12 protein-coding genes are annotated in these 23136 nt (G+C 53.8%); 3 read left to right on the top strand and 9 right to left on the bottom strand.

What is annotated here, in order from left to right; translation table 11 throughout:
* Positions 1–7: 7 nt before the first annotated feature.
* The 3 genes from Poly59_RS26950 to Poly59_RS26940 all read left to right on the top strand — a co-directional run bounded on the left by Poly59_RS26950 (position 8) and on the right by Poly59_RS26940 (position 6092).
* The gene (locus tag Poly59_RS26950; RefSeq protein WP_146537202.1) at positions 8–1858 is read left to right on the top strand and encodes a hypothetical protein; all 1851 of its coding nucleotides are present in this window, start codon (positions 8–10) and stop codon (positions 1856–1858) included.
* A 122-nt stretch (positions 1859–1980) separates the two neighbouring features.
* Positions 1981–4692 (top strand): PSD1 and planctomycete cytochrome C domain-containing protein, encoded by a 2712-nt coding sequence (locus tag Poly59_RS26945; RefSeq protein WP_246151961.1) that lies wholly within the window; start codon positions 1981–1983, stop codon positions 4690–4692.
* 2 nt (positions 4693–4694) lie between these two features.
* A complete protein-coding gene (locus Poly59_RS26940) occupies positions 4695–6092 on the top strand; it encodes a DUF1501 domain-containing protein (RefSeq protein ID WP_146537201.1) in 1398 nt (465 codons plus the stop codon).
* Between the two features lie 92 nt (positions 6093–6184).
* Here the strand turns inward: Poly59_RS26940 and Poly59_RS26935 are convergent, their stop codons facing one another.
* The 9 genes from Poly59_RS26935 to Poly59_RS26895 form a co-directional block, all read right to left on the bottom strand.
* Positions 6185–9679, bottom strand: coding sequence for a PVC-type heme-binding CxxCH protein (locus Poly59_RS26935; protein WP_146537200.1), 3495 nt, complete (start codon positions 9677–9679; stop codon positions 6185–6187).
* Positions 9680–9835: 156 nt separating this feature from the next.
* Positions 9836–11398 (bottom strand): sulfatase family protein, encoded by a 1563-nt coding sequence (locus Poly59_RS26930; protein WP_146537199.1) that lies wholly within the window; start codon positions 11396–11398, stop codon positions 9836–9838.
* A complete protein-coding gene (locus tag Poly59_RS26925) occupies positions 11395–12882 on the bottom strand; it encodes a sulfatase family protein (protein WP_146537198.1) in 1488 nt (495 codons plus the stop codon). Before Poly59_RS26925 ends, Poly59_RS26930 begins: the two co-directional genes overlap by 4 nt.
* Before the next feature lie 335 nt (positions 12883–13217).
* Entirely contained in the window at positions 13218–16145 is a 2928-nt protein-coding gene (locus Poly59_RS26920) for a right-handed parallel beta-helix repeat-containing protein (RefSeq protein ID WP_146537197.1), read from the bottom strand.
* Between the two features lie 55 nt (positions 16146–16200).
* Positions 16201–18030, bottom strand: coding sequence for an alpha-L-fucosidase (locus Poly59_RS26915; RefSeq protein WP_246151960.1), 1830 nt, complete (start codon positions 18028–18030; stop codon positions 16201–16203).
* Between the two features lie 167 nt (positions 18031–18197).
* Positions 18198–18383 (bottom strand): hypothetical protein, encoded by a 186-nt coding sequence (locus Poly59_RS26910; protein ID WP_146537196.1) that lies wholly within the window; start codon positions 18381–18383, stop codon positions 18198–18200.
* A 182-nt stretch (positions 18384–18565) separates the two neighbouring features.
* Positions 18566–19717, bottom strand: coding sequence for a DUF1559 domain-containing protein (locus Poly59_RS26905; RefSeq protein WP_146537553.1), 1152 nt, complete (start codon positions 19715–19717; stop codon positions 18566–18568).
* A 450-nt stretch (positions 19718–20167) separates the two neighbouring features.
* A complete protein-coding gene (locus Poly59_RS26900) occupies positions 20168–20926 on the bottom strand; it encodes a class II aldolase/adducin family protein (protein ID WP_146537195.1) in 759 nt (252 codons plus the stop codon).
* Positions 20927–20996: 70 nt separating this feature from the next.
* Positions 20997–22808 (bottom strand): L-fucose isomerase, encoded by a 1812-nt coding sequence (locus tag Poly59_RS26895; protein ID WP_146537194.1) that lies wholly within the window; start codon positions 22806–22808, stop codon positions 20997–20999.
* Between the last annotated feature and the right edge of the window lie 328 nt (positions 22809–23136).

Genomic DNA, 23136 nt, shown 5'->3' with positions numbered 1-23136 from the left:
ACAACGAATGAATCTGCGAAACTTTTCACAACTTGCGATCTGCAGCCTCTTGCTGCTCTTTGCCGCGGTGCCAGTGATGGCCCAGCAAAACGGTAGAAAACGACAGAAGACCAACGATCTGGTGATTCCTGACGTACAGCCCAGCGATGTCATTTGCTTTGCGCTTTACACCGTTCACGACAAGACGCTTAAGCTGACCGCCCAGCTCTATCCGCTTGCATCCGACGCGTCCAAAACCGCTCGTCTTGAAATCCAGAAGGACGGCAAATGGGTCGAAGTCGCCCAAGCGGCGGTGATCGAACAGGGATGGACCGCGCCGTTCCGGGTGGAAAACTGGGACGATACACATCCGTATAACTACCGAGTTCTGCACGGCACCGAAGCAAGCTATGGCGGCATCATTCGTAAGAACCCAGTCGACAAGGAAGAGATTGTCGTTGCCGGATTCACGGGCAATTCGATCAACGTCAGTCACGGTGGCGATATCTCTCGACAAGACCTAATCGACAACGTCAACCATGTCGATGCCGACGTCTTGTTCTTCTCGGGCGATCAAGTTTACGACCACAATCGACACTACGCGGCTTGGCTGAAATTTGGCCGTGACTTCGGTGATATCATCAAAGATCGGCCGACGCTATGTCTTCCCGATGACCATGATGTGGGCCAGCCCAACCTGTGGGGCGAAAGCGGAAAGATTTCAACACTCAGCGGCGCCGCCGACGGTGGCTACTCCCAGCCCGGCGTTTACGTCCAAGAAGTCGAGCGCGCCCAGACCAGTCACTTTCCCGATCCAGTCGACCCCCAAAAGATCGGGCAAGGCATCGGTGTCTACTTCACCAATTTGAATTGGGGCAACATTGACTTCGCGATCTTAGAAGACCGCAAGTTCAAAACTGGTCCTGCGGGCCGCGTGCCAAAACAAGGGCCGCGCCCCGACCATATTCGCAACCCTGACTACGATCCGGCCAGCGTTGATGTTGATGGCGCAATCTTGCTCGGGCAACGACAACTCGATTTCATCGATAGTTGGGCACAGGATTGGAAATCTGCGAAAATGAAAGTTGCCTTGTCGCAGACGATCTTCTGCGGTGGTGCCCACATTCACGGGACTGCCAACGGTCGTCTGCATGCGGACATGGATTCCAACGGATGGCCACAAACCGGTCGAAACAACGCTCTTAGGTCGCTGCGAAAAGCGTTTGCGTTTCACTATGCTGGCGACCAGCACTTGGCCACGATCTTTCATCACGGCGTCGATGAACACCGAGACGCCATTTGGTCGTTCTGTGTTCCGTCGATCGCCAACCTCTATCTGCGATGGTGGGATCCACTGGAACCAGGTGAAAACCGCGAACCGGGCAGCCCCGAATACACGGGTGATCTGCTTGACGGTTTTGACAACAAAGTCACCAACTATGCTGCGGCCAACCCCGAAAAAATGCCTGCTGGCGACCTGCTGAATACTCGCGCTGCGGGTTTTGGTTTCGTAAGGCTGAACACGAGAACTCGTCAGATCACGATGGAATGCTGGCCTCGGAATGTCGACGTGACCGATCCTTCGGCCAAGCAATACCCAGGTTGGCCTCGCACCATCTCGCAGTTCGACAACTACAACCCACCTTCATGGGGACAGCTTGGCGAATTGACATTCGATGTGGACTCACCCGTCGTCCAATTGATCGATTCTAAAAGTGGCGAGATCCTTTACACCGTTCGAACGGTCGGAAAGTCATTTGTTCCAGGCGCACCGAAAGGTAAAACCTTTATCGTCAAGGTCGGAACGGACTCACCGGACACGGTCGTCTTAAAAGACGCAAAAGTTGGCGGTGCCGCGCAGTCGGTACAGCTAAACTAGACCTAGCAACGAAGCCCCCGGCACAGTTGCACTAGAGGAAAGCACCCGATTTGATTGGGGCGGCGACTGGTGCCGAGGTCTCCGAGCGTCGAACTTGAGAAAACGAATTTCAGGATGGAATGATGCAAAAGACCGTTTTGGCTTTCCCCCTCGTTTTTGCCTTTGCAATGTGGGGGTTGGCGTCGGACGCAGACGAACCATCCACGGCAGATGCTGAGATTCTTTTCTCGCGTCGAATTAGTCCCATTCTTCGCGAAAAGTGCCTCGGTTGTCACGGCAGCGAACCGGACTCGATCGAAGGTTCATTAGATCTTCGATCGCTGTCAGGATTAATGGCCGGTGGTGAGAGCGGCGATCCTTCGTTGGTGCCTGGCAATGCCACCGACAGTCCGCTGTTTCTCTCTGCGAGTCGGGAAAGCGATGACTGGTCCGAAATGCCGCCGAAGGAATCAGAACGGTTATCGGTCGAAGAACTCAATTGGCTTCGCGACTGGATCGACGCCGGGGCACCCTGGCCAGACGAAGAACAGATCAAGAAGATCCAGGATCAGTACGCCGAGGGTGAACAAGTGCTGACGTCGAAAGCGCTTTCAGACGATTGGCAGTTTCGTCGATATGAAGCTCATAAACTTTGGGCCTACCGCCCACTGCATGTTGAGAATGTGCCGGAGAATGAACATCCGGTGGATTGGTTCATCAACCGAAAACTCCTTGACGCAAATTTGGCACCGGCTCCATCAGCCGAATCCAGCAAACTGGCGCGAAGAATCAGTTTTGGGCTAACCGGATTACCCCCGAAGCCGTCCGAAACCGCCGCCTTTTTATCAGCCTTTGCCGACAATCCCGAATCGGCGGTGCGTGACTTCGTCAGCAAACTGATGCAGTCGCCGCACTATGGCGAACACTTTGGTACGCACTGGCTGGACGTCGCTCGCTACGCGGATTCCGCTGGCTTCGCCAACGACTTCAGCCGTCCAAACGCATGGCGGTATCGCGATTATGTGGTCCGAGCATTCAACAACGACAAGCCGTACAACGACTTTGTTCGCGAACAAATCGCTGGGGACGAGATCGATGCCAAGGATCCCGAGAAACTGATCGCAACCGGATTCCTGCGCATGGGGCCGTGGGAGCAAACGGGCATGAGCGTTTTCAAGGAAACGCGGCAGCAATGGCTCGATGACGTCACGGACTCTGTCGGCCAGGCGTTCCTCGGCCATGCGATGCAGTGCTGCAAGTGCCACGACCACAAATTCGATCCGGTCCCGACTCGCGATTATTATTCGATGATGGCTGTATTTTCCACTACGCAGCTTACCGAGCGGGACGCTGCTTTGCTTGAGGTTGAATGCCGCACGGGATTCAAAGAATCCGATGAATGGGTCACCGCAAAGATCGATTCCTATTCGCGACAACAGGCGGAACTGAAGAAGCGTGTCGACAAGCAACGAAAGCAAGAGTCTGGCGAGGCCAAGGTTGGCGACAATGGCTTGGATCCTGGTGACGAAGCGTCACTTGCGAGGATGAACAAAAACATCTCGCGTCATCAATGGGAACTGGATCGCACCAAGCCAATCGCGCTGAGCGTCTACACCGGCAACACGATTTTGCGCAAGAACGTGACTGCACCGACACCCTTACCCAGTAACCCCTGGGGCAAGGGCGAGATGGATCCGGACACCATTCTTGCCGGGGGCAGCGTCTATTCGCCCGCAGACCCTGTCAGCCCTGGCGAACTTAGCGCAGCCGAGTCACTTGGCGGTTTTGAAACGCAGTCGTTTCCCGGTGGAAAGGGAAAGCGAAGGCTGGCGCTCGCGGAATGGATTGCCAATCCAAGGAATCCGCTAACGGCGCGAGTGATGGTCAATCGCGTTTGGTCATGGCACTTTGGCAAGGGGTTAGCCGCCAACCCAAACAATTTCGGTGGCACCGGCGGTATCCCGACGCACCCCGAATTGCTTGACTATCTGGCCGCGTGGTTTATGCAGCACGATTGGTCCGTCAAGCAACTCAACGAATTGATTCTCAGCAGTGACGCCTATCGCCGAAGCACGATTCATCCGGATCCAAAGTTCGAAACCGAACTGGATCCAAGCAAGCATCTGTACGCGACCTTTGTACCGAGACGGCTTACCGCCGAAGAGCTTCGCGACGCAATGCTTCTTGCAAGTGGCGAACTGAACCGACAGGTTGGCGGCGTTCCATCGCGGCCCAGTATGAATTTTGAAGTTGCCTTTCAACCACGTCAAATCATGGGCGGAACCGCCTCGGTTTATGAACCCGATCCACTTCCCCAACAACGAAATCGGCGTAGTCTGTATGCCGAAAAACTTCGTGGCTTGCGAGATCCGTTCTTGGAGTCGTTCAATCAACCCGGTCCAGATAAGTCGTGCGAACTACGAGAAACGTCAACAGTCGCAACTCAGGCACTGACCCTCTTCAACTCGGACGAAGTGCTCGACCGAGCGTACGGATTGGCTATTCGCGTGGTCAAAGAGGATCTCGACGATGATGGTGCGATCAATCGAGCCTTCGAGTTGGCGTTAGGGCGTTTGCCAAGCGATCACGAAAAGTCGATTTGTGCCAAACACTGGGCGGATGCAACCGAAGACGAATCCAAGAAGACTTACGAAATCAAAACGTACCCGACCAAGATCAATCGCACGGTGATGGCTGAAAAGACAGGCGAGCCCTATAGCTTTGAAGAAGAGATGCCTGCCTACCAGCGTTACCAACCGGATGTTCAACCCGCCAAACTGGACGCGAAGACTCGCGGGCTTGCCCAGGTATGTCTGGTGCTTTTCAACTTGAACGAATTTGCTTACTTGGATTAGTGATGAGTAAAACTAACCGCATCGCGTTGGCGACCCCCACTCGCCGCGAAGCAATCTTTGGGCTCGGCGCGGGACTTGGATCGGTGGCTCTGTCGTCGATCTTGCAGGGTGCTGCGCCGATTGGTGTGCATCATCCGGCAAAGGCAAAACGATGCATTTTCCTGATGATGGAAGGCGGTCCCTCTCACATCGATACGTTTGACCCCAAACCAGAACTGACCAAGCAGCATCTGCGTGCATTCACTCGCAACGGCGACATGGAGAGCGCCATGTCGTCGGGCAACCGATACTTTGTGAAGAGTCCGTTTAAGTTCGTCAAAGCGGGCGAAAGCGGAGCCGATATCTGCACCGAGTGGAAATACCTTCAGTCTCGCGTCGACGACATCTGTTTCTTTCGCGGCGGGCAAGTGGATTCCGTCAACCATCCCACTGCGTGTTACCAATTGAACACCGGTAATCAGTTCGGCGGTGATCCGGCGGTCGGCGCTTGGGTGACCTACGGCATGGGCACGTCAAACGAAAACTTGCCCGGCTTTGTCGTACTGCCACGGTCCAGCTATCCGCAGGGCGGTGCGGGAAATTGGTCAAATGGATTTCTACCCGCTGGTTTCCAAGGAACACCGCTGCGTCCCGAAGGTAGCCCGATCCTTAACCTGAATCCGCCACCGGGAACGACCGCTCTGCAGCAACGCAAAAACCTTGACCTGTTAGCCCAGCTGAACCAACAACATCTTGCCGCACATCCAGGACGCAGCGATCTTGAGGCGAGATTGTCCAGCTACGAGCTCGCATACCGCATGCAAACTGAGGTTCCCGGTGTTCTGGATCTCGAAGGCGAGACACAGAGTACGTTAGACGCCTACGGGATTGGCGGAACCAAAACAGATGCCTTTGGACGCAAGTGTTTGATGGCACGAAGGCTTGTTGAGAAAGGTGTACGCTTTGTTCAAGCCTACGCAGGTAACTGGGACAGCCACGACTACATCCAGAAAGCGCACGGTTCGTTGATCGAATCCGTCGACAAGCCAATCGCAGCACTCTTGGGCGATTTGAAGGATCGCGGCATGCTGGACGACACCCTCGTCGTGTGGTGCGGCGAGTTCGGCCGTACGCCCGACAACGGAATGCGCAGCGGTGGCCAATCGTATGGTCGTGATCATAATGCGAAGGCGATGACGATTTGGTTTGCTGGCGGCGGCTGCAACGCTGGGCATACGATCGGAGCCACCGACGAAATCGGCGCGACCGCAGTCGAAGAAGTTCATCACATTCGAGACGTGCATATCACCTTGCTGCGTCTGCTGGGGCTCGACGACAACAAACTGACGTACTACCACGCCGGCCGCTTCAAGCAGCTAAGCCAATTCGGCGGCAACGTAATCGACAAGCTGATCGCCTAAGAACGGGTCAGCCAATTCCCCGCAGCAAGCCGGCGAGAAAACGTATTCTCGCGCCGGCGATTGCTGCGGCATCTCTTTGATTACAGCTTCGGTTACCGTTTGCGAGTTTCGATGATGTACTTCATCAGGTCATCGAACTCTTTGCGGCTCTTCAACTGTCGGGTCAAGTTCTCAGGCATCAACGACACATCAGATTCTTTGACCACTTCGATGTCATCCTGAGCAATGGTGATCGGATCCGGTGCGGCGATATTTCGCAGTACGATCTCCTTATCATCCTCAGAAACCCGAACGCCTGTTTGAACTTCTCCGCTGACCGTTAAGACGCTGACTTGAGCGTAGTTCTTGTCGATTAGTTTCGACGGACGCAGGATCGAATCGACTAACTGCTCCGGCGTCAGCGTGGTCGCAACTTTCTGCAGGTCCGGACCAAGCCGGGCTGCACCTCGCGGTGGATCGTGACAGGCAAAGCAGGCAGCGGCGGATTGATAAAACACATCCTTTCCACGCTTAGCGTTCCCACGATCGATCGCGACTTTCACAAGCTCAGCCGGCGGTGTGTTCAGCAGTTCGCTTTCCAAAGCCTCATTCGAAAACTCGACTTCCGCTACCGCCGATCCACCTAGCTCCGCCTCCAACGGATGTTCTGCCAACAGTTCTTCTGGTTTCCAGAATGTCGTGCGGGAAATCGACTGCTCACGAACCTTCTTGACACTCGCAGTGCTGACTGGCGATGCGTTGTTCCCCCACGAATTTCGAACAAACGTAAGCACTGCTGCCAATTCCTCGTCGTTTAACAACGACCGAAAGGCGGTCATCGGTGGTACACCTCGTGATGGGTCATAGGTCTTTCCGTTGACCGTCATCTTTCCCCACACTCCATGCAGTGCCATCTTGATCAGTCGTTCTTCGCTGCCGATGACCCATGGGCTGTCAACAAGCGGCGGATAAACATTTTCGCTGCCTTTGCCGTGCGTCAAGTGACACGTTGCGCAGTGTGCTTCACGCTGGTAGATCTTCGACCCCAACGTGTAAACCTTTTGATCGGCGCGATTGAGGTGTTTCGGAGCCTTGAACTTCACGAATTCAGATTCAGGCGCCGCGGCAAATCCACTCGCTCCTTTCGTGTCCACGTTCAGCCAAAAATGTCGGACCGTGTTAGCCGCTACTACTGCATGTTTGACATCCGAACGTAACAAAGTGTTTAGCAAGTCTTCGTTACGAACACCGTGCTGCTGGTGCAACCAGAGTGCTTCGAGCAGATGGTGGGCTTCGGTTTCGTCATTTGGATCAAAGTCCTTCATCCATTCTTGAGCCGCCGCAATCACAGAATCCGAATCCCGGCTGCTTAATTCGATTCGTGTTCGATGTCGAACACCATTGACGGGATGTTTGAGATTCTCCAGAAGCGCCACAATGCTTTGACCGTGAATCTTGACGGGTTTTTGCAACGGACGATCCTTGACCGTCAGTCGGAAGATTCGACCGTGTTGGTGGTCACGGTTCGGGTCGCGAATGTTGTGTTGCATGTGGCCGATGATGGCATTGTGCCAATCGGATACGTACAAGGCACCGTCTTCACCGATCACCGCATCAGTCGGGCGAAAGTTGCGATCTTCGCTGTTGATCAATTCGAGGCCCGGTGTTCCCCAAACCTCACCGAACTGACGCGATTTTCCGTCGCCTTCGCGATCAAGGGAATACTGCTTGACGCCCAAAAAGCCAATCGTATTGCAAATCAAGAAGTCGTCTTGTAGTTCGTCCGGGAAGTGTTCAGACGAAAGAATCGCATTCGCTGCCACCGGTCGAAACTCTTTGGTCAACAACGTGTGCATCTTGAATCCGTTGCCTTCCGGACGCACTTGGTACGACTTTCCGCCTGTACCGTCGTTCGCGTAGCAATATCCCCAGTAGTCAAAACTTGTCCCGTGCGGGTTCGGCGAGTTGGCTGCATGCGGCGTGATCGCAAACGTACGAGGATCAAAGCGGTACATCCCTGATCCGCCGACATTCAAGTTTTGCTTCCACGGTGTCTCGTGATTGTGAACCAGGAAGATTCCACTTTGCCAATAGATGCCACCGTCAGGACCGTGAACCAAGTTATTGGCCGCGTGGTGAGTGTCTGCTGTCCCGAGCCCCTGAAGCAGTGATAATCGAACGTCTGCTTTATCGTCCCCGTCAGTATCCTTTAAGAAAAGAAGATCAGGCCCTGAGGTCACGATCACGCCTCCGCCCCAAAATTCAAAGCCTAGCGGGTTATGAACGTTCGCAAAAATCTTTCGTGAATCCGCTTTGCCATCTTTGTCGGTGTCTTCGAAAATCATGAGGCTGTCATTCATTTCCTTGCCGGGTTCCCACTTGGGATAAGTGTTCCAACTTGCAACCCAAAGCCGACCTTTGGCGTCAACTTGCATTTGGACAGGATTGGCCAGATCGGGGAACTGAACTTCGGACGCAAAGAGATTCAATTCATAGCCTTCAGGCACCTTGATTTTGGCAAGTGATTCTTCGGGACTTAGGTAGTCAATGCTGCCTTCTTTCACAGCACTTGAACTCTTGCTGCCACCACCCACATTCGAAATTACTTTGACCGGTGGCGGAACATTGCTGTCGTCGACGACCAACTGCTTGCCCTCGGCGGCGGCCCAAATCGCTTTATCGCGATTTGCGGTCATCACGTCCAGCATCACTAGTTCGTGCTTCAAGACGTCCGCATTGCTTTGTCCGTCAACAAAGGTCAGGGTTGAACGGCTACCCCAAACGTCATTCCCGTCGGTTGCGTGATAGCGATTGTGCCAATGCCAGTTCTTGTCTTTGACCGCTGCGTAGACACGATCGAGATTGTCGTTTGCCGAAACGCTGGTGCCAATCAGGGCATTGGAAATGATTTCGGAAAGCTTCTGGTATCCGTTCGCGTTAAGGTGAATTCCGTTGATCGTAAAGCGTTCGGAACTTGCCTCATACAACGCAAGCGTCGGTGAAAAGAGGTCAACGAACGTCGAGCCAGTTTCTGCCGCAGCTCGTTGGGTGGCTTCCGTGTAAATCGCCAAATTTGCATTCAGTTGGTCGCCGTCCGGCAGATTTCGGTCGCCGGTGTTCTGATAGGCAATGGGGCTGAACAAAACGAACCGACAATCGTTGCCCGCCTCCCTTCGAAGCGTGCTGTATCGCTGGACCAATTTCACCAACTCGGCGCGGTACGCGTCTGCACCTTCCGCTCCGCCGAACGATTCGTTGTATCCGTAACAAATAAACACGACATCCGGCGCGACGTGCTGCAGATATTCGGCATCGTTCGTAAACCCCTTATTGCGAGGCAAGTTGTTCACGATGTCTCCGGAAAAACTCATATTCCGGAAGCTGACGTTCTTGCCTTTCAATTGAGTCTGCAGAACCGTTTCGACCCAAGGATCGTGCTGCATCCGGTCAGCGAGTCCGTTGCCGAAAATGGCGACGACATCATTTTCTGCAAACTCAAACGGTTCAGCAGCGTTGACGGTCTGTGCCGCTGACGCAACAAGCAACACGCAAATCGCCGCCAGGATTGAGAGATGTTTTTTTAAAATTGCGTTTAAACTGCGGTTCATGTTTTGATTGTCTCGGTGTTGAGTTCGGTAGAAATCCGGCATGTGCTTTCGTGACATGTAACTTTTTGAGGGATCGAGGTGGGGAATGCTGGTGGGAAAGTTGGAAAAGAGGGCAACGATGAGTTGCTGCGCAGCAAAAAAGTTAGAACGCGATTGCTAGTTTCTGTCTGCGATCGATTGATACTGCTGTTGTGTCATCCAGCCTAGGGAAGGCCAATACGGTGTGTCGTTCGCTGCTTCGGCGGCCGGCTTGGTGTGCCCCGACGCGATGATTCGGTTGATTGCAGCTGTCATTCGTTCAACCATTTCTGGGTTGCCATCTGCAACATTGGTCGACTCGGATCGGTCAGACACCAAATGGTAAAGCTCAGCGCCGTCCTGGCCTTCTGGCATCACAAGTTTCCAGTCTCCGTCGGTGATCGCATATCGATCTTTTCGCTTTCCGGCTCCGTTGCCGTGCGTGATCAATGGCATTCGATTGTAGTCAGCTTTCGGATCAGTAAGCACCGATGCAAAACTCTGGCTATCTTCGGCCGCGTCCGACCCCACTTCAACGCCCAGCAGTTCGGCAAACGTTGCCAACAAGTCGACTTGGCCGACCGGCTTGTCCCATGTACGACCAGGGTTAGCGATTCCTGCGGGCCATCGGATCAAGAACGGCACCCGATGTCCACCTTCGTAAACACTGCGTTTGCCCTCTCGCAACCCGCCACGGCTATCGTGATCAAACTCTTTGATTCTCGCTGCCCAGACACTTTCGGGGCCGTTATCACTGGTGAAAACGATCAACGTATTCTCATCCAGCCCTTCGTCTTCGAGCGCACGAAGAACTCGCCCAATGTGATCATCCGTTTCGATCACGAACTCGCCATAGGCCCCTGCGGCACCTTTGCCGTGATACTTTGGCAACGGACAAATCGGAAAGTGTGGCGACGTGTACGGCAGATACAGAAAGAACGGCTTGCCATTCTTTGCGTCCTCGGCTTTGTCGCCAATCCAATCAATCGCCTTGTTCGTGAAACGCGTCAGACATTCGTTGTCGATGAAGTCCTCGGCAACTTCCATCCCCTTGGCAGGATCATAGGGTGGCATGATCCGGTAGTCGGAGGACCGACGGTTCTTCTTTTTGGCGGTGTACATCGTCGGTGGAACTTTCGCGTTCCTCCCTTCAAACCAAGCCAGGACTCCATAGTTTAGCGAAGCAGGCACACCGAAGTAGTAATCAAATCCTTTGTCCAGTGGCATGTCGACGATTGGCACGGCCCAGTCACGTTGCTCCTTGGTGCCTGGGAAGTCCATTCCCAGGTGCCACTTACCAACCATACCCGTATGATAGCCGTTCTGCTTTAACAGACTTGCGATCGTCATCCGTCCGTCGGCAATCAAGCAATCGCCCTCGGACCCCATGACGCCCGATTTAAGTTTCGTTCGCCACGCATAACGTCCCGTCAGCAAACCATATCGAGACGGCGTGCATACCGAATCCGAACTGTGCCCGCGAGTGAACGTGACGCCCTCACGAGCAAGTCTGTCCATGTTGGGAGTCTCGAATTTCGCGTCCGAATTCTGCACGCTGACGTCTCCGTAACCTTGATCATCGGTGTAAATCACGATGATGTTCGGCTTCGCAGCGGCGCCTTTCCCAGGTTCCGCCGCATCTGTGGAAAGTGAAGTTGCCGCTAGCAACGCAAATAAAAACATGGTTTTTAGATATCTCATTCTCGATTCCTTGATTTCTTCTGCGTGTTCTTTTGTTGCCAAGGAATGTCGCGGTCAAACAACGTTCCATACTGCGTATAGTTGTTGTAGGGGACAACCTGCTCTTTCCATTTCGCCAACTCTTCGTCGTACTTTGCTCGCATTGTCGCAAGCGAACTTTCTGCACCCGGGCTTAAGGCAAGGTTGGCCATTTCCAGTGGATCGTCGTCGAGATGAAAAAGTTCTTCGGTGGGTTTCATCTCGGAATCGCCATACCACCAATACGTGTACTTCCACGAACGCGTCATCACACTTAGCGAGTGCGTGGGCAGTTTGTCGAATGTGTTGATGAACGCCAACTGCTCGCGGACTTCGGATTTTGCATCCATCAACAACGGGCACAAGCTGACACCATCCATGTTTTCGGGCGCTGACAGCCCTGCGAGTTCCAAAATGGTCGGCGCGAAATCGATGTTCCCCGTCAATGCAGAACAACGCCACTGGCGACCGGCAGATGCGCTGCGAGGATCGTAGATGATCAGCGGCACGCGAGACGATTCCTCCATCGGCAGCACTTTGGAACCGTACCCGTGAGCACCACAGATATACCCGTTGTCGCTGGTGTAGATCACGACAGTGTTTCTATCGATCCCTTGCTCGGCCAGTTCGTCGCGGATCATTCCCACGGCGACGTCAATCGCATGGATCTGTTGATAGTACTTTGCCATCTCGCCGTCGTAGTCCGAGTCGTACTTCCACTCGCTGAAACGCGGGTATTGGCGTCCTTGTTTGCTCTGCGTTGAAAGATGCTCACCAGCGGCGCGTCCAAAGTTCGCGGGCTTGGTAAACTTCCTTCCTGCGTAGACGGAATCGAATTTTGGATCCGGTGTCGCAGGCTTGTGAGGCGCCTTAAAGCTGATCGAGAGGCACAGAGGTTTCTTCTGCTTCACAGCTTCGCGTATCGCGTCTCGACCGAAGGCGCCGTAAGACAATGTTGAGTGCGGAAACTCATCGGCGTATTTTTCCATCGACTTATTTCGCCGCGTCTCGTAATTCGTCTGTCCGGGACCACCTCCCCATAAATCAAAGTCCGATCCGCATAAACCCCGACCTTCAACTTCGATTCCAAACTTCCCTGCAAACGCAGTCATATAACCGGCCTCACGAAGCAACACGGGATATGACTTGGACCAAACCTCGGGCTTCATATCGCCGTGTGTAAAATTGGTCCCCGTCTTGTACTCGTACATTCCTGTGAACACGTTAGCGCGGCTCGCCATGCAAATCGACGTCGTGTTGTAGTGACGGTCAAAGGCCATGCCATCACGCGCCAACTGATCAATATTAGGCGTCACAACTTCATCGTTGCCGTAGCATCCGAGTGAACCTGTGTTCTGGTCATCTGCCATCAGATAGATGATGTTCGGACGGTCGTCCGCCGCGATGACGATCGAGGCCTGCAGCAGAATCAACAACAGAAAAGCTGAAAGGAGAAAGGTTTTCATTTGATTCTTCAGTCGAGAAGCCGAGTGCGAGGAAGCTTGGCAAAACGGTGATTTGCGATACAGGAGTAGGAAACGCGGAGGATCGAGGGGAGGCGTGTGAGGTGACTATCGTGACGTCGACCGGCAAACTTATTAGTCGTAATCGATTGCCAACCTTTTGGCGATTCTGACAAACGCGGTCGTTGCGGTTTTCGCGTCGCGAACATTCGTACTTGCAAAAAAAATCAGTTCCATGAACTATTTCCGCCATTGAAACGACATCGCCGTTGACCGCAAAAATCAAACCGATAATCTAACCGAAATTAAAGCCGCCGTTTCAAATTCCGGGTTCAATGCTATTGAACGGAAAATTCTTGAAATGCCGTGTTTTCGCCGCCAGCGGTGTCTGTAACCGGCGATACGCGCCAAACGATCCATCGATACTTCCCGATCCCCGACGGTGATCGTAGTTCGGTTGCTATGAACATTGATGACCTGATCGCGTCCGGCTTCACAACCGATGTGTCGATCGTTGCTAGCGCTGTGTATTTGGTGACGTCCCAGCCCGGGTCATCAGCGGACGCGCTGCCGTAAAGCGTGAAGACTTGATGACCGCGATCGCCGTTTGCAAATGACCACGTCGAAACGGTTGAGATTGGTCGCGATTGGCCCAGGTCCATTCGATAAGCTCCGCTGTTCACGCCATTCGCAAAGACTGGGCCGAATCCAACGGCAAGTTTACCATCGAGCAAAATTTCGATCGGTTCATTACGTGTCTTCTGGTTCGCGGAAACGGTCCCGAGCGTCTTTGCCGACAATGCGACATCATGGAAGCCGCCTGGCTCGGTTGCCGATTCGATAACGACATACGAATGTTGCGAAATGGACTGAGCCATGACGTTCTGGTCACGGACAAGTTGCAGTTCAAGCGGCGCGGCACCTAGCGACACAACCGCGGCAAAGAACGATTTGAAATCAGGTGTCTTTTGTTGATTGATCGACAGAATCAAATCGCCAGCACGTAATCCGGCGGCCGCTGCTTCGCTGGTCTTTGGAACATCGTCCAGCGAGACTCCGCCGTCTTCTTTGCGAGATCCGTAAGCCGAGAATTCTTCGCCGCTAAGCTGCCTTAACTTTGCACCGAGCCAAAACCGCTGCATCGGATCGGCTTTGACTGGCAACGGGTCCGAATCAGCTTTGCTGCGACTGTCGGGAACTGGGATCGTTGGTGATTTCGCGATCGATTTCAACGCCGGTTTCTTTACACCGAACTGGCCCATCGGAAAGTTTTTGAATCCGATTTTCAAGGCAGGCGAGTCCGGTTTCACTCGAAAATCACCCTCGGACGGTGCCACAAACAGGGGATCGCCGACAATCGATTCGGTGTCCCAGCCAAACTCGGCGAATCGATCCTTGATGGATGCGTCACTGACAAAAAAAAGATTCTCGTTGACCCGTTTGCCCTTTGCTAAGTCGCTTGGCATCCGAGCACCACGATGAGCCGCCATGAAGATGTTGCTGAAGACCTCGTCACCGCTGTGATTGAACCAGACATGTGGATGAAATCCATTGTTGACCGTGATGTTGTTCCAAGCACGACGACGGAAACCTTCGCGCAGTTTCAAACCGCCACCCAACATCAGATTGTTGTAGATGTCGTAGTTCGACGAACCATCGTCCAAATCGATGTCCCACCCGTGATCACAGCGCCAGCGGCTGTCCCGAATCACGGTCGTTTCCACGGCGTCCAAGAACGGTAATTCAGGCGAGGCGTCCACCGCTTTTTGCGTAGCAGCCAAATGATCGCTTCGCCAATACCGGTCTCGCCCCCAAGAATTGAACGAACCGTGGTCATGAGTTTCTTGCACCGTATCGAACACATCACATCGCTCGATCAGGTGACCGCCCCATGCGCCGTCCCCAATGTTAATGCCCGCTCGAGCACAATCGTAGATCGAACAATCTCGCACTGTCACTCGCTGTGCCATCTCGATCAAGACACCTGCGGGTTGCCGTTCGACCCGGCCGATGCCGTGAATCAAGCAGTCTTCGACGACCGAATCCGCCGGATAGTTGTTTGTTTTCGGGCCTGGCGTTCGGTCGATCTTAGACAAGTCATTCTTCGCACCGTAGCCGAACAATGGATCACGTACCGCGTCCGGGTCGCCCACAAAACAAACTCCGCTGGCGCCCGCGTCATGGATGTGACATCCTTTCACATGGACTCGGCGGTTGTAGTTGCTGGCGAACACCGCGTTGCCGCCGACCTGATCGAATGTCGAGTCGGTGACCGAAATGTCTTCGGTTCCCGACAAGAAGATCGCACCGCCGCGATAGATCGCCCAGTCACTGCGGAGCAGCGGTTCTTTCGTTTCCATGAACGTTCGCGCGGCGTGCCTGATCGTAAATCCGCTTAACGTGATGTACCGCACCGGCGATTCTTCGCTACCGGAAAACTCGATCAGACGTCTTAGCCGTACGATCTCGACTGTCGCCGATGCCAAATCCACACCAGGGGCTGGCTTGTAGTAGAGCGTTCGCGTTTTTGCATCGTGAAACCATTCGCCTGCCGCGTCGAGTTCTTCGAAGATGTTTTCCACCATCCGAAACTCGTTGTGCATCCCCGATGGACGGTTATTCTGCCAACCGCCTTCAAAGGTCACGTCGCCGGCGGAGTCTTTCCCCGTGATTCGATAGTGATACCCGCCCCAACGCGAGCGATGCATCGCATGGATGTATCCACCAACGGGGTCTGCCCAACCGGCGACCCGTTCCTTTGCGAACGCGTCCGCGGAAAAACCCTGATAGGCCTCCGTCGTTTTGCTGGCGTCAAAGTTTGGATAACGAGCCATCCTCTGATTCCGACCATCGATAAACAACTGATCAATTACAACATTGGGCGGAGTCGTGGCTTGCAAGATTCCATCGCGAAACGGACGCCAAGTCAGGTCCAGTTTTGTCCCGCCACTCAAGACCGCGCCGCCCTCGTTATCCGCGACATAGACGATCGGGTTCTGGGCTGAACCCGAATCCGCCGATTCAAACACAAGCGTCTCGGGCAAGTAATAGACACCGTCGCCTACGTGAACGGTGACAGCCTGATTCCCCGCAAACGATCGGGCCAGCGACTTTGCTTTCCCGATCGACGCGACCGGCGCCGACTTGCTGCCGTCATTGTTGTCACTTCCGCTGGAGCTGACATAGAGTTCAGCAGCAGCGAGAGCCTGAACACTCAGACATGCGATGAAGAGTGAAAGAGAAGCACGTTGGACGATGGTGTTCATGCAGCGATTTTATTTGGAGTGGTCGCGATGTCGGTAAAGTGGCGGTCACGGCAAGCTATTCTGCCGATTCAATTCGCTTCAGCGTAATCGAACGCAGATTCATCGGATTCCAACGGTCGGCAATCGGCTTGCACTTGATGCTGGCCTCGCCAACTTGATCGATCTCAATCGACCCTAACGATTGTTCCGTGTACTTTCCGTAGCCCCCCGTAGAGACTGCGGTTGCCGCCAGTTGGCGATCGCCGATGCTGACGTCGAACTGAGTCATTTCGGCTTCGACCGACAACGTCGCGACGACCTCGTAAATTCCAGGCTTGTCGATGTTTGCAGTCCACTCGACCCAAGCCTGAGCGTCCATCCAGTAACCGACGTGCGGGATGTCGCTGTGGTGACGAATGCTTGCTTGTTTGCTGCCTTCGTTGTTGTGCAGATAGGCCGCGTCAGCCGCCAAAACAAGCGAGCCGGCTGCGTCAACGGACGGCCACTGTGGATCGAGTTCAAGAACGCCATCAACGTCCAAGACGATCACACTAGCAACCGCGTCGGGCCCTTCCGCGGGAACCAACAACTCGATTCCGTCATCGGTCAAACGACCTTGCAGATCCGTGCCGCTGGCAAGCAGGCTAGCCTTTCGTACTTCGTTCTTCACACCGGGGATAACCAAACGACCGTCTTTCGGCCAATCAAAAACGTGCAAGTACAATCGCGTACCACCGTCAATCTTTTTTGATGTGCAACGTCCCCATCCGAGTGCCTGCAATGGGCTGGCCGAGGTCTCGTAGATCGATTCACCGTTGATCGCCATCCACTTGCCGACTTCTTTCAAACGTTCAACTGCTGGAGGCAACAGAGTTCCGTCGCCGGTGGGGCTGACGTTCAACAGATAGTTTCCGCCTTTACTGGCGATATCGATCAAGTTACGGATCAACGTTGATGGCGACTTGAAATCGTTGTCGCCCTTTTTGTAGCCCCAGCTACCGCTAATCGGCATGCAGACTTCCCAGTCCTTGTCTGCAGGCGCGTTCGGTGGAATTTGGCGTTCGAACGTTTTGTAGTCACCGGGGAAGTCGTCGCCAAGACGATCGTTCGTGATCACGCTAGGCTGCAATTTGGTCAGCGAGTGAAGTGCGTTAAACGATTCACGACTCATCTTTCGCGGCGTATCCCACCAGAAGATTCCGATCGGGCCGTACTCGGTCAACAACTGCTTGACTTCAGGTACCGCCTTCCCGAGAACATACTCATCATTGCTGACGCGTTTCAGATCTTTGTCCCAACTGTTTCCCATCCCGCCGGGATGGTGCCAGTCTTGGGCTTGCGAGTAATAGAACCCCAACCGAATGCCTTGTTTCTGGCACTCGACTGACAGTTCTTTCATGATGTCACGTTTGAACGGCGTCGCATCGACGACGTTGTAGTCACTCGCGGTCGAACCGAACATCGAGAAACCGTCGTGGTGCTTGGCAGTGATCACCAAGTATTTCATGCCGGCTTGTTTCGCTAAGCCAACGAACGCGGCCGCATCGAATTTTGCGGGATTGAACTGAGCCGCATACTGCTCGTATTCAGCAATCGGGATGCGACCCTTGTTCATCATCCACTCGGCACTGTTCGGCAATTTCTTGCCGTTGTACTCACCGCCGGTTGTCGAATAGACACCCCAGTGGACGAACATGCCGAATCGTGCTTCACGCCACCACGCCATTCGCTGGTCGCGAGCAACATCAACCGATTCGGAACTAGCCGATTCGGATTTCGCCGCAACCTGCTCCTGGGCGACCAGGTCACTAGCACCAAAATCACCGCCGAACATTCCGTTGACACCGATCGTCAACATTCCAATTGCCGTCAATCGGACGCGGAAAGAATCAAGCGAACTGAACATCATTATCTGCCAAAGCGAATCGTGAACGGGTTAAGCGAGTAAGCCTAACATTGTGGCAGAAATACCGCCAAAGCCGATCCCGATTCGCGACACTCCGCTAACGATTTGCGACACGTCGCCGGCGGCATCCATTGAAACGCAAGGCGACTGGTCGATAAAGATTGAGGCTATTTTGCCTTTGTGTCCATCGAATTTTGAGTTTCTTCCATCAGCCGTTTTTCGTTCGCCTGATACTCTTCGATTGCAGACGGTGCCAAACCTTCGGTGACGCTTTGGGGCTTTTCTTCTGCGCAACCGACGATCAATGCGAAACAGCCAATGACGAACAAGTGAGATAGAGTTAGTTTTTTCAAGGGAGACCTTTGTGTGATTAGGTGTGATGAGAACTGAACTGAGATTTACGAGTACACCAGTGGCGACGTTACAAACCAAATCAATTGACTTGCTCTGAATTCGCCGAAAGCAGCCCGCGTTTAGGACGCGGGCTGCTGGTTGGTGTGTGTTCATCGCTCGGTGCGACGGTTAAAGAGTTGGACTAGATTTCGGTGTCGATGACTTCTTTGCTGGCTCGTGTGCCCAGCGAACCCCAAAGCCCAAACGGACTTTGCGAACCAGGCGACTGAGTACCAGTACCGCCATTCCAAACCATACCGCCACGTGAATTTCCGGCTTCGATCGAGTCCGTGATGAACTTCACCGCTCCGTCACCCATCAAGACGTGGGCGCCACCTTGGTGATAGCTCGATGCTGAACCGCAAAGGTTCAAGTCATCACCGTTGGTTCGGCTGCAAATTTCACTGTTGGGTGGCAAAATCGTGACCATGCCCGAGAAGATCGTCTTTGCATCAGCCCAGCGATAGCCACGACCGCGAGTCCCTCGGCTATCGGCTGTCCAGAACTGAGGACGAAGGGGATCAATCGTTCCTTCGCAAGCTTTCGGATTGTCACGGATCACCGTCATCGTCCCGCTGTTGTTGCCAGCTGTAAAGTTTGGCAAAACAGCTCGCTTGTCTTTGTCGCCCAAGTACGTCGCGATCTCGCCCATTGCAACGGTGTTGGAAAGCCCGTCCAAGCAGTCACGAAACTTAGTGGTGTCGAATGGTTTGAAGAAACCACGGTGAGCCGATTGCGCGGTCTGTGCCCGAGTTCGGGTCATGCCAACGATTCGCAGATTAGGCCATGGTCCGTAAGCGGTTTCATCCGATGAATCGCCGATGCAAGCGGCGTAGTTTGTACGCCCGAGTGCAGGCAGCCCAACACCTGGATCGCTTGGACAGCGAAGAGTTGGGATATCTAATGTCCAAGGAGTGTAAGTGATGCGATCCGGAGTTGGTCCCATTGCATACCAAGTTCCGCCAACGGTGCTTGGGTTCGAAATTTGTTCCCAGAGACCTTGTTGTTCGATCATCGGCAACATGCTAACCAGCACACTCAATTGCATGTTGTTGGTGACGTCAGTGTTCTGCCACCACTGGTTTCCTGCGTTGGCTTCAACGGTGCCGGTACCGTGGGTAGGCAACTGCTTGAACGCAGAGTGGTAGTTGTGAATTCCAAGTCCAAGTTGCTTGAAATTATTGCTGCAGCTCATTCGTCGAGCTGCTTCACGTGCAGCCTGTACGGCGGGCAGCAGCAGTCCAACGAGGACACCGATGATTGCAATAACAACCAGCAGTTCCACTAGGGGAATCCATTTTGTACGCGCGCATTTTTCATCGTAAAGAGAATCCAAAAAAGGAAAAGAGAAGAGTGACTCATGCGACAACAACGGTTCGCTTCCGAAGAGTTGTTTGTTGTCGTTCTTGAGTGATCAGGTAATGAAATGCGATCGCACTTCAATCTCGATTGGAAATATCGCTATCGAGATGCAGGTGGGCGATGACGTTTTGCGACACCTTGCGCAAAATTGCGACGGCGGCAGAAACGAGATAAGCAGCGGGGCGCAGTCGTTGATAGAGCGAAAGAATCGCAACCACTAAGTTTCCCGATCAAGGAAGCGATGAAAAGTCTGCATCGCATGCGAATTGATGCGGCTCACAGGCTATCGAAAAGAGCGGCATGAACTCAATGTTTCTTCGATCATGGGCCATACCTTTCAGCGAATCACCAGCCTGTTTATAAAGAATTTTTCGAGCGATTCCTACAGCTTCAGTGCCTGTTGGCGATAGTGTTCGTCGATTCGGTTTGCGATTCGATGGACGTCCGCGTCAGTCATGAATACCGGGCCTCCAAGTGAAGCAGCACCAACGAAAATCTCGGCAGCTTTATGAGCCATCAGCATCGCGGCTTTTACCGCCCCAGCCGTTTTGCCCAAGGTGATCAGGCCGTGATTTTCAAGCAAGATTACTCGCGGCGGAACATCAAATTCTTCAACGAACGCCGAGACTTTATCGCGAATGACCTGCGACAACTGCAATCCCGGGTCGGTGTAGGGGACAAAGACTGATCGAGACCCGCAACAGACGATCTCGTCCGGGAACAAACGGTTCGTCGCGAACTTTTCAGCAAGCGGTGAACACAGCACTTGATTTACCGGGATGCTGTGCGTGTGACCGACGAACTGCACATCGGGCAACGACAACAGGTAAGCATGAAAGAGCGTTTCGACCGACGGCTTCTTCGCCGACTCGTCGACACGACAACCCAACAATCGATCCTCGATGTCTTGGTCGGTCAGCTCGGCTTCATCCAACATCGGCAGCAACGCATCGAACCGGCAAGTGACGACATCGTCGCCGCAAAGCGTTTCCAGACAACTGCCGCTGGCCTTGACCAAGAACGTATCCGCATCCACCTTCGCCGATGTATTCCCCTCGCCCAGAATCGCCAAATGACGTTGTTCCTCGCCTAGAAAACGAGACAATTCTAGCATCGAATCAAGCGTCTTGGGATCATTCATGACTTGTGTGCTTCTTTACAGGCGATTGGTTGCGTCCATGCAGACGCAGTGGCAATGGAATAGCGACGTCTTAGCGGCGTCCATAGAGTGGGCCAAAGTTCTGACAGGCTCGAAAGTCGGCCGATTCAAGATTGTCCGTTCCGAATGCATTCCAGGCACTCGGACGGAACACTCGCGATTCGTCCACATTGTGCATGTAAACCGGAATACGCAGCATCGACGCCAAGGTGATAAAGAGGTGACCCACATGACCGGTCGTCATGACACAGTGGTTGGCGCCCCAGTGGTTCATCACTTCGTACGTTGACGTGAACGCACCTCGCCCGGTTAGTGTCGGCGCAAACCACGTGGTCGGCCAACTCGGGTTGGTTCGGTCGTCCAGCGCATCGTGTACGTGATCGGGCAGTTCGACGGTGTGACCTTCGGCAATTTGAAGCGCTGGACCTAACCCGTCAATCAGGTTGATTCGAGTCATCGTGGCACGCATGCCCCCGCGAGTCTTATACCGAGTGCTCAAGCCACCGCCCGGAAAGTACTCGGTGATCGACGGATGCCAAGTCGTTGCTTTCAAGCACTCTTGGACTTCATCGTCGCTGATTTCCCAGAACGGCTTCATCGTCGGCGTACCGTCAGACGCGGTTTGCCGGCCGGTACCGTCAAGCGTTGCGGGCCCTGAATTGATCAGGTGCAACAGTCCGTCGCTTGCCAATCCATCGAGTTGATAGCCGTCGCATGCCGACGCGACCGCATCGGCACTCCAATACGTTCGCAGGTCCGCGAAAACCTGAGCCGTGTTGGTTAGCAAATTTCCGCACAGCATCGTGGCCGCGTTAAGTGCGTCGTTTTCGGTAGCGACAATGTACGGTGCCCGTTTGCCGTTCCAGTCGAACGATGTGTTCAAAATTGCTTCTAAGAAATCGCCGTTGGGAAAATGGTCCGTCCACTGACGTTGACCTTGGAAACCCGATGCAATCGCTTGGTGACCTTGTGCTTGCTCGCCCAAACCCATCTCCGCCAGCTTGGGATTGCCAACCATCAAATCGCGAGCGATCAAGGCCATCTTTACGCTGTCCGACCACTCGCTATCGATTTGCTCGCGTGAACGTTTGGTTTCATCGCTGTTGTAATCCTTGCCTTCGGGGCAATTTTCTTTGACCCACGAAAGCGCCTTTTCGTATTCCGCTTGATCAAACTGCCCTTTTTTCATCCGCCCGACAAACTCGCTCATGTCGATGTCTTCAACACGCATCCCGAACCACTTTTCCCAGAACGCATAGTCGATCATCGATCCGGCAATGCCCATCGACGTTCCGCCCATCGACAAATACGCCTTGCCTCGCATGATTGCGGTTGCCAATCCGCAGCGGACGAAATCCAGGATCTTTCTCTCGACATCATCTGGCATCGCGCCGTCGCCAGCATTTTGGACGTCGCGGCCATAGATTCCAAACGCGGGAATTCCTTTTTGAGTATGCCCAGCAAGAACGGCCGCCAAGTAGACCGCACCAGGCCGCTCGGTCCCGTTGAATCCGAACACTGCCTTGGGACGCAGCGGATCCATGTCCATCGTTTCGGATCCGTAACACCAGCATGGCGTCACAGTCAGTGATACGCCAACGTTCTCGCGGCGAAACAGGTCCTCGCAAGCGTTCGCTTCGGCAACGCCTCCGATGCAAGCCTCTGCAATGACGCACTCGACCGGATCGCCGTTTGGATAACGAAGGTTTTCGCAAACCAAATCCGCTACTCGTTTGGCCAGATTCATCGTCTGATCTTCAAGCGATTCGCGAACACCTCCGAGCCGGCCGTCGATTGTTGGACGAATGCCAATTTTAGGAAGGCTACCGTTGAATACGCTCAGTGGTGAATTATTCGTGCTCATTGCCAACGTTCTAGTACAAATGTTTCGGTAAAATCAGTCGATTGCGAGCGAGTTAGTTTAGCGTAGTGACTGAAACTTTGCGTCAAGTCAAACGAGGCGAATTTGAATACCAAATCTGGAGCCATCGTCGGTCGTAAGTCCGTGTCCTGCACGCCTTCCCCAATACTCGCCCTGCGAAGCCTCGGCTGGCCGACACCGCAATCATCGTGGCGGAACCGCCATTGCCTACCCATCTAAATAAGTAGGCAAAACGCTTCGAATTGCTGTGGGTGTCAACCTGTTAGGCCGACACCCAACCGAGAAAGGCTCGACTGATTTGAAATTAGTA

Source organism: Rubripirellula reticaptiva, assembly GCF_007860175.1.
Taxonomy (GTDB): domain Bacteria; phylum Planctomycetota; class Planctomycetia; order Pirellulales; family Pirellulaceae; genus Rubripirellula; species Rubripirellula reticaptiva.
Note: the sequence above shows the minus strand (reverse complement) of the source record. Positions and strands in the feature narration are given on the sequence as shown.

Excerpts from the sequence above, each read along its gene's own strand:
- Poly59_RS26950 (WP_146537202.1), top strand. The coding sequence starts at position 8 with ATGAATCTGCGAAACTTTTCACAACTTGCGATCTGCAGCCTCTTGCTG.
- Poly59_RS26945 (WP_246151961.1), top strand. The coding sequence starts at position 1,981 with ATGCAAAAGACCGTTTTGGCTTTCCCCCTCGTTTTTGCCTTTGCAATG.
- Poly59_RS26940 (WP_146537201.1), top strand. The coding sequence starts at position 4,695 with ATGAGTAAAACTAACCGCATCGCGTTGGCGACCCCCACTCGCCGCGAA.
- Poly59_RS26935 (WP_146537200.1), bottom strand. The coding sequence starts at position 9,679 with ATGAACCGCAGTTTAAACGCAATTTTAAAAAAACATCTCTCAATCCTG.
- Poly59_RS26930 (WP_146537199.1), bottom strand. The coding sequence starts at position 11,398 with ATGAGATATCTAAAAACCATGTTTTTATTTGCGTTGCTAGCGGCAACT.
- Poly59_RS26925 (WP_146537198.1), bottom strand. The coding sequence starts at position 12,882 with ATGAAAACCTTTCTCCTTTCAGCTTTTCTGTTGTTGATTCTGCTGCAG.
- Poly59_RS26920 (WP_146537197.1), bottom strand. The coding sequence starts at position 16,145 with ATGAACACCATCGTCCAACGTGCTTCTCTTTCACTCTTCATCGCATGT.
- Poly59_RS26915 (WP_246151960.1), bottom strand. The coding sequence starts at position 18,030 with ATGTTCAGTTCGCTTGATTCTTTCCGCGTCCGATTGACGGCAATTGGA.
- Poly59_RS26900 (WP_146537195.1), bottom strand. The coding sequence starts at position 20,926 with ATGAATGATCCCAAGACGCTTGATTCGATGCTAGAATTGTCTCGTTTT.
- Poly59_RS26895 (WP_146537194.1), bottom strand. The coding sequence starts at position 22,808 with ATGAGCACGAATAATTCACCACTGAGCGTATTCAACGGTAGCCTTCCT.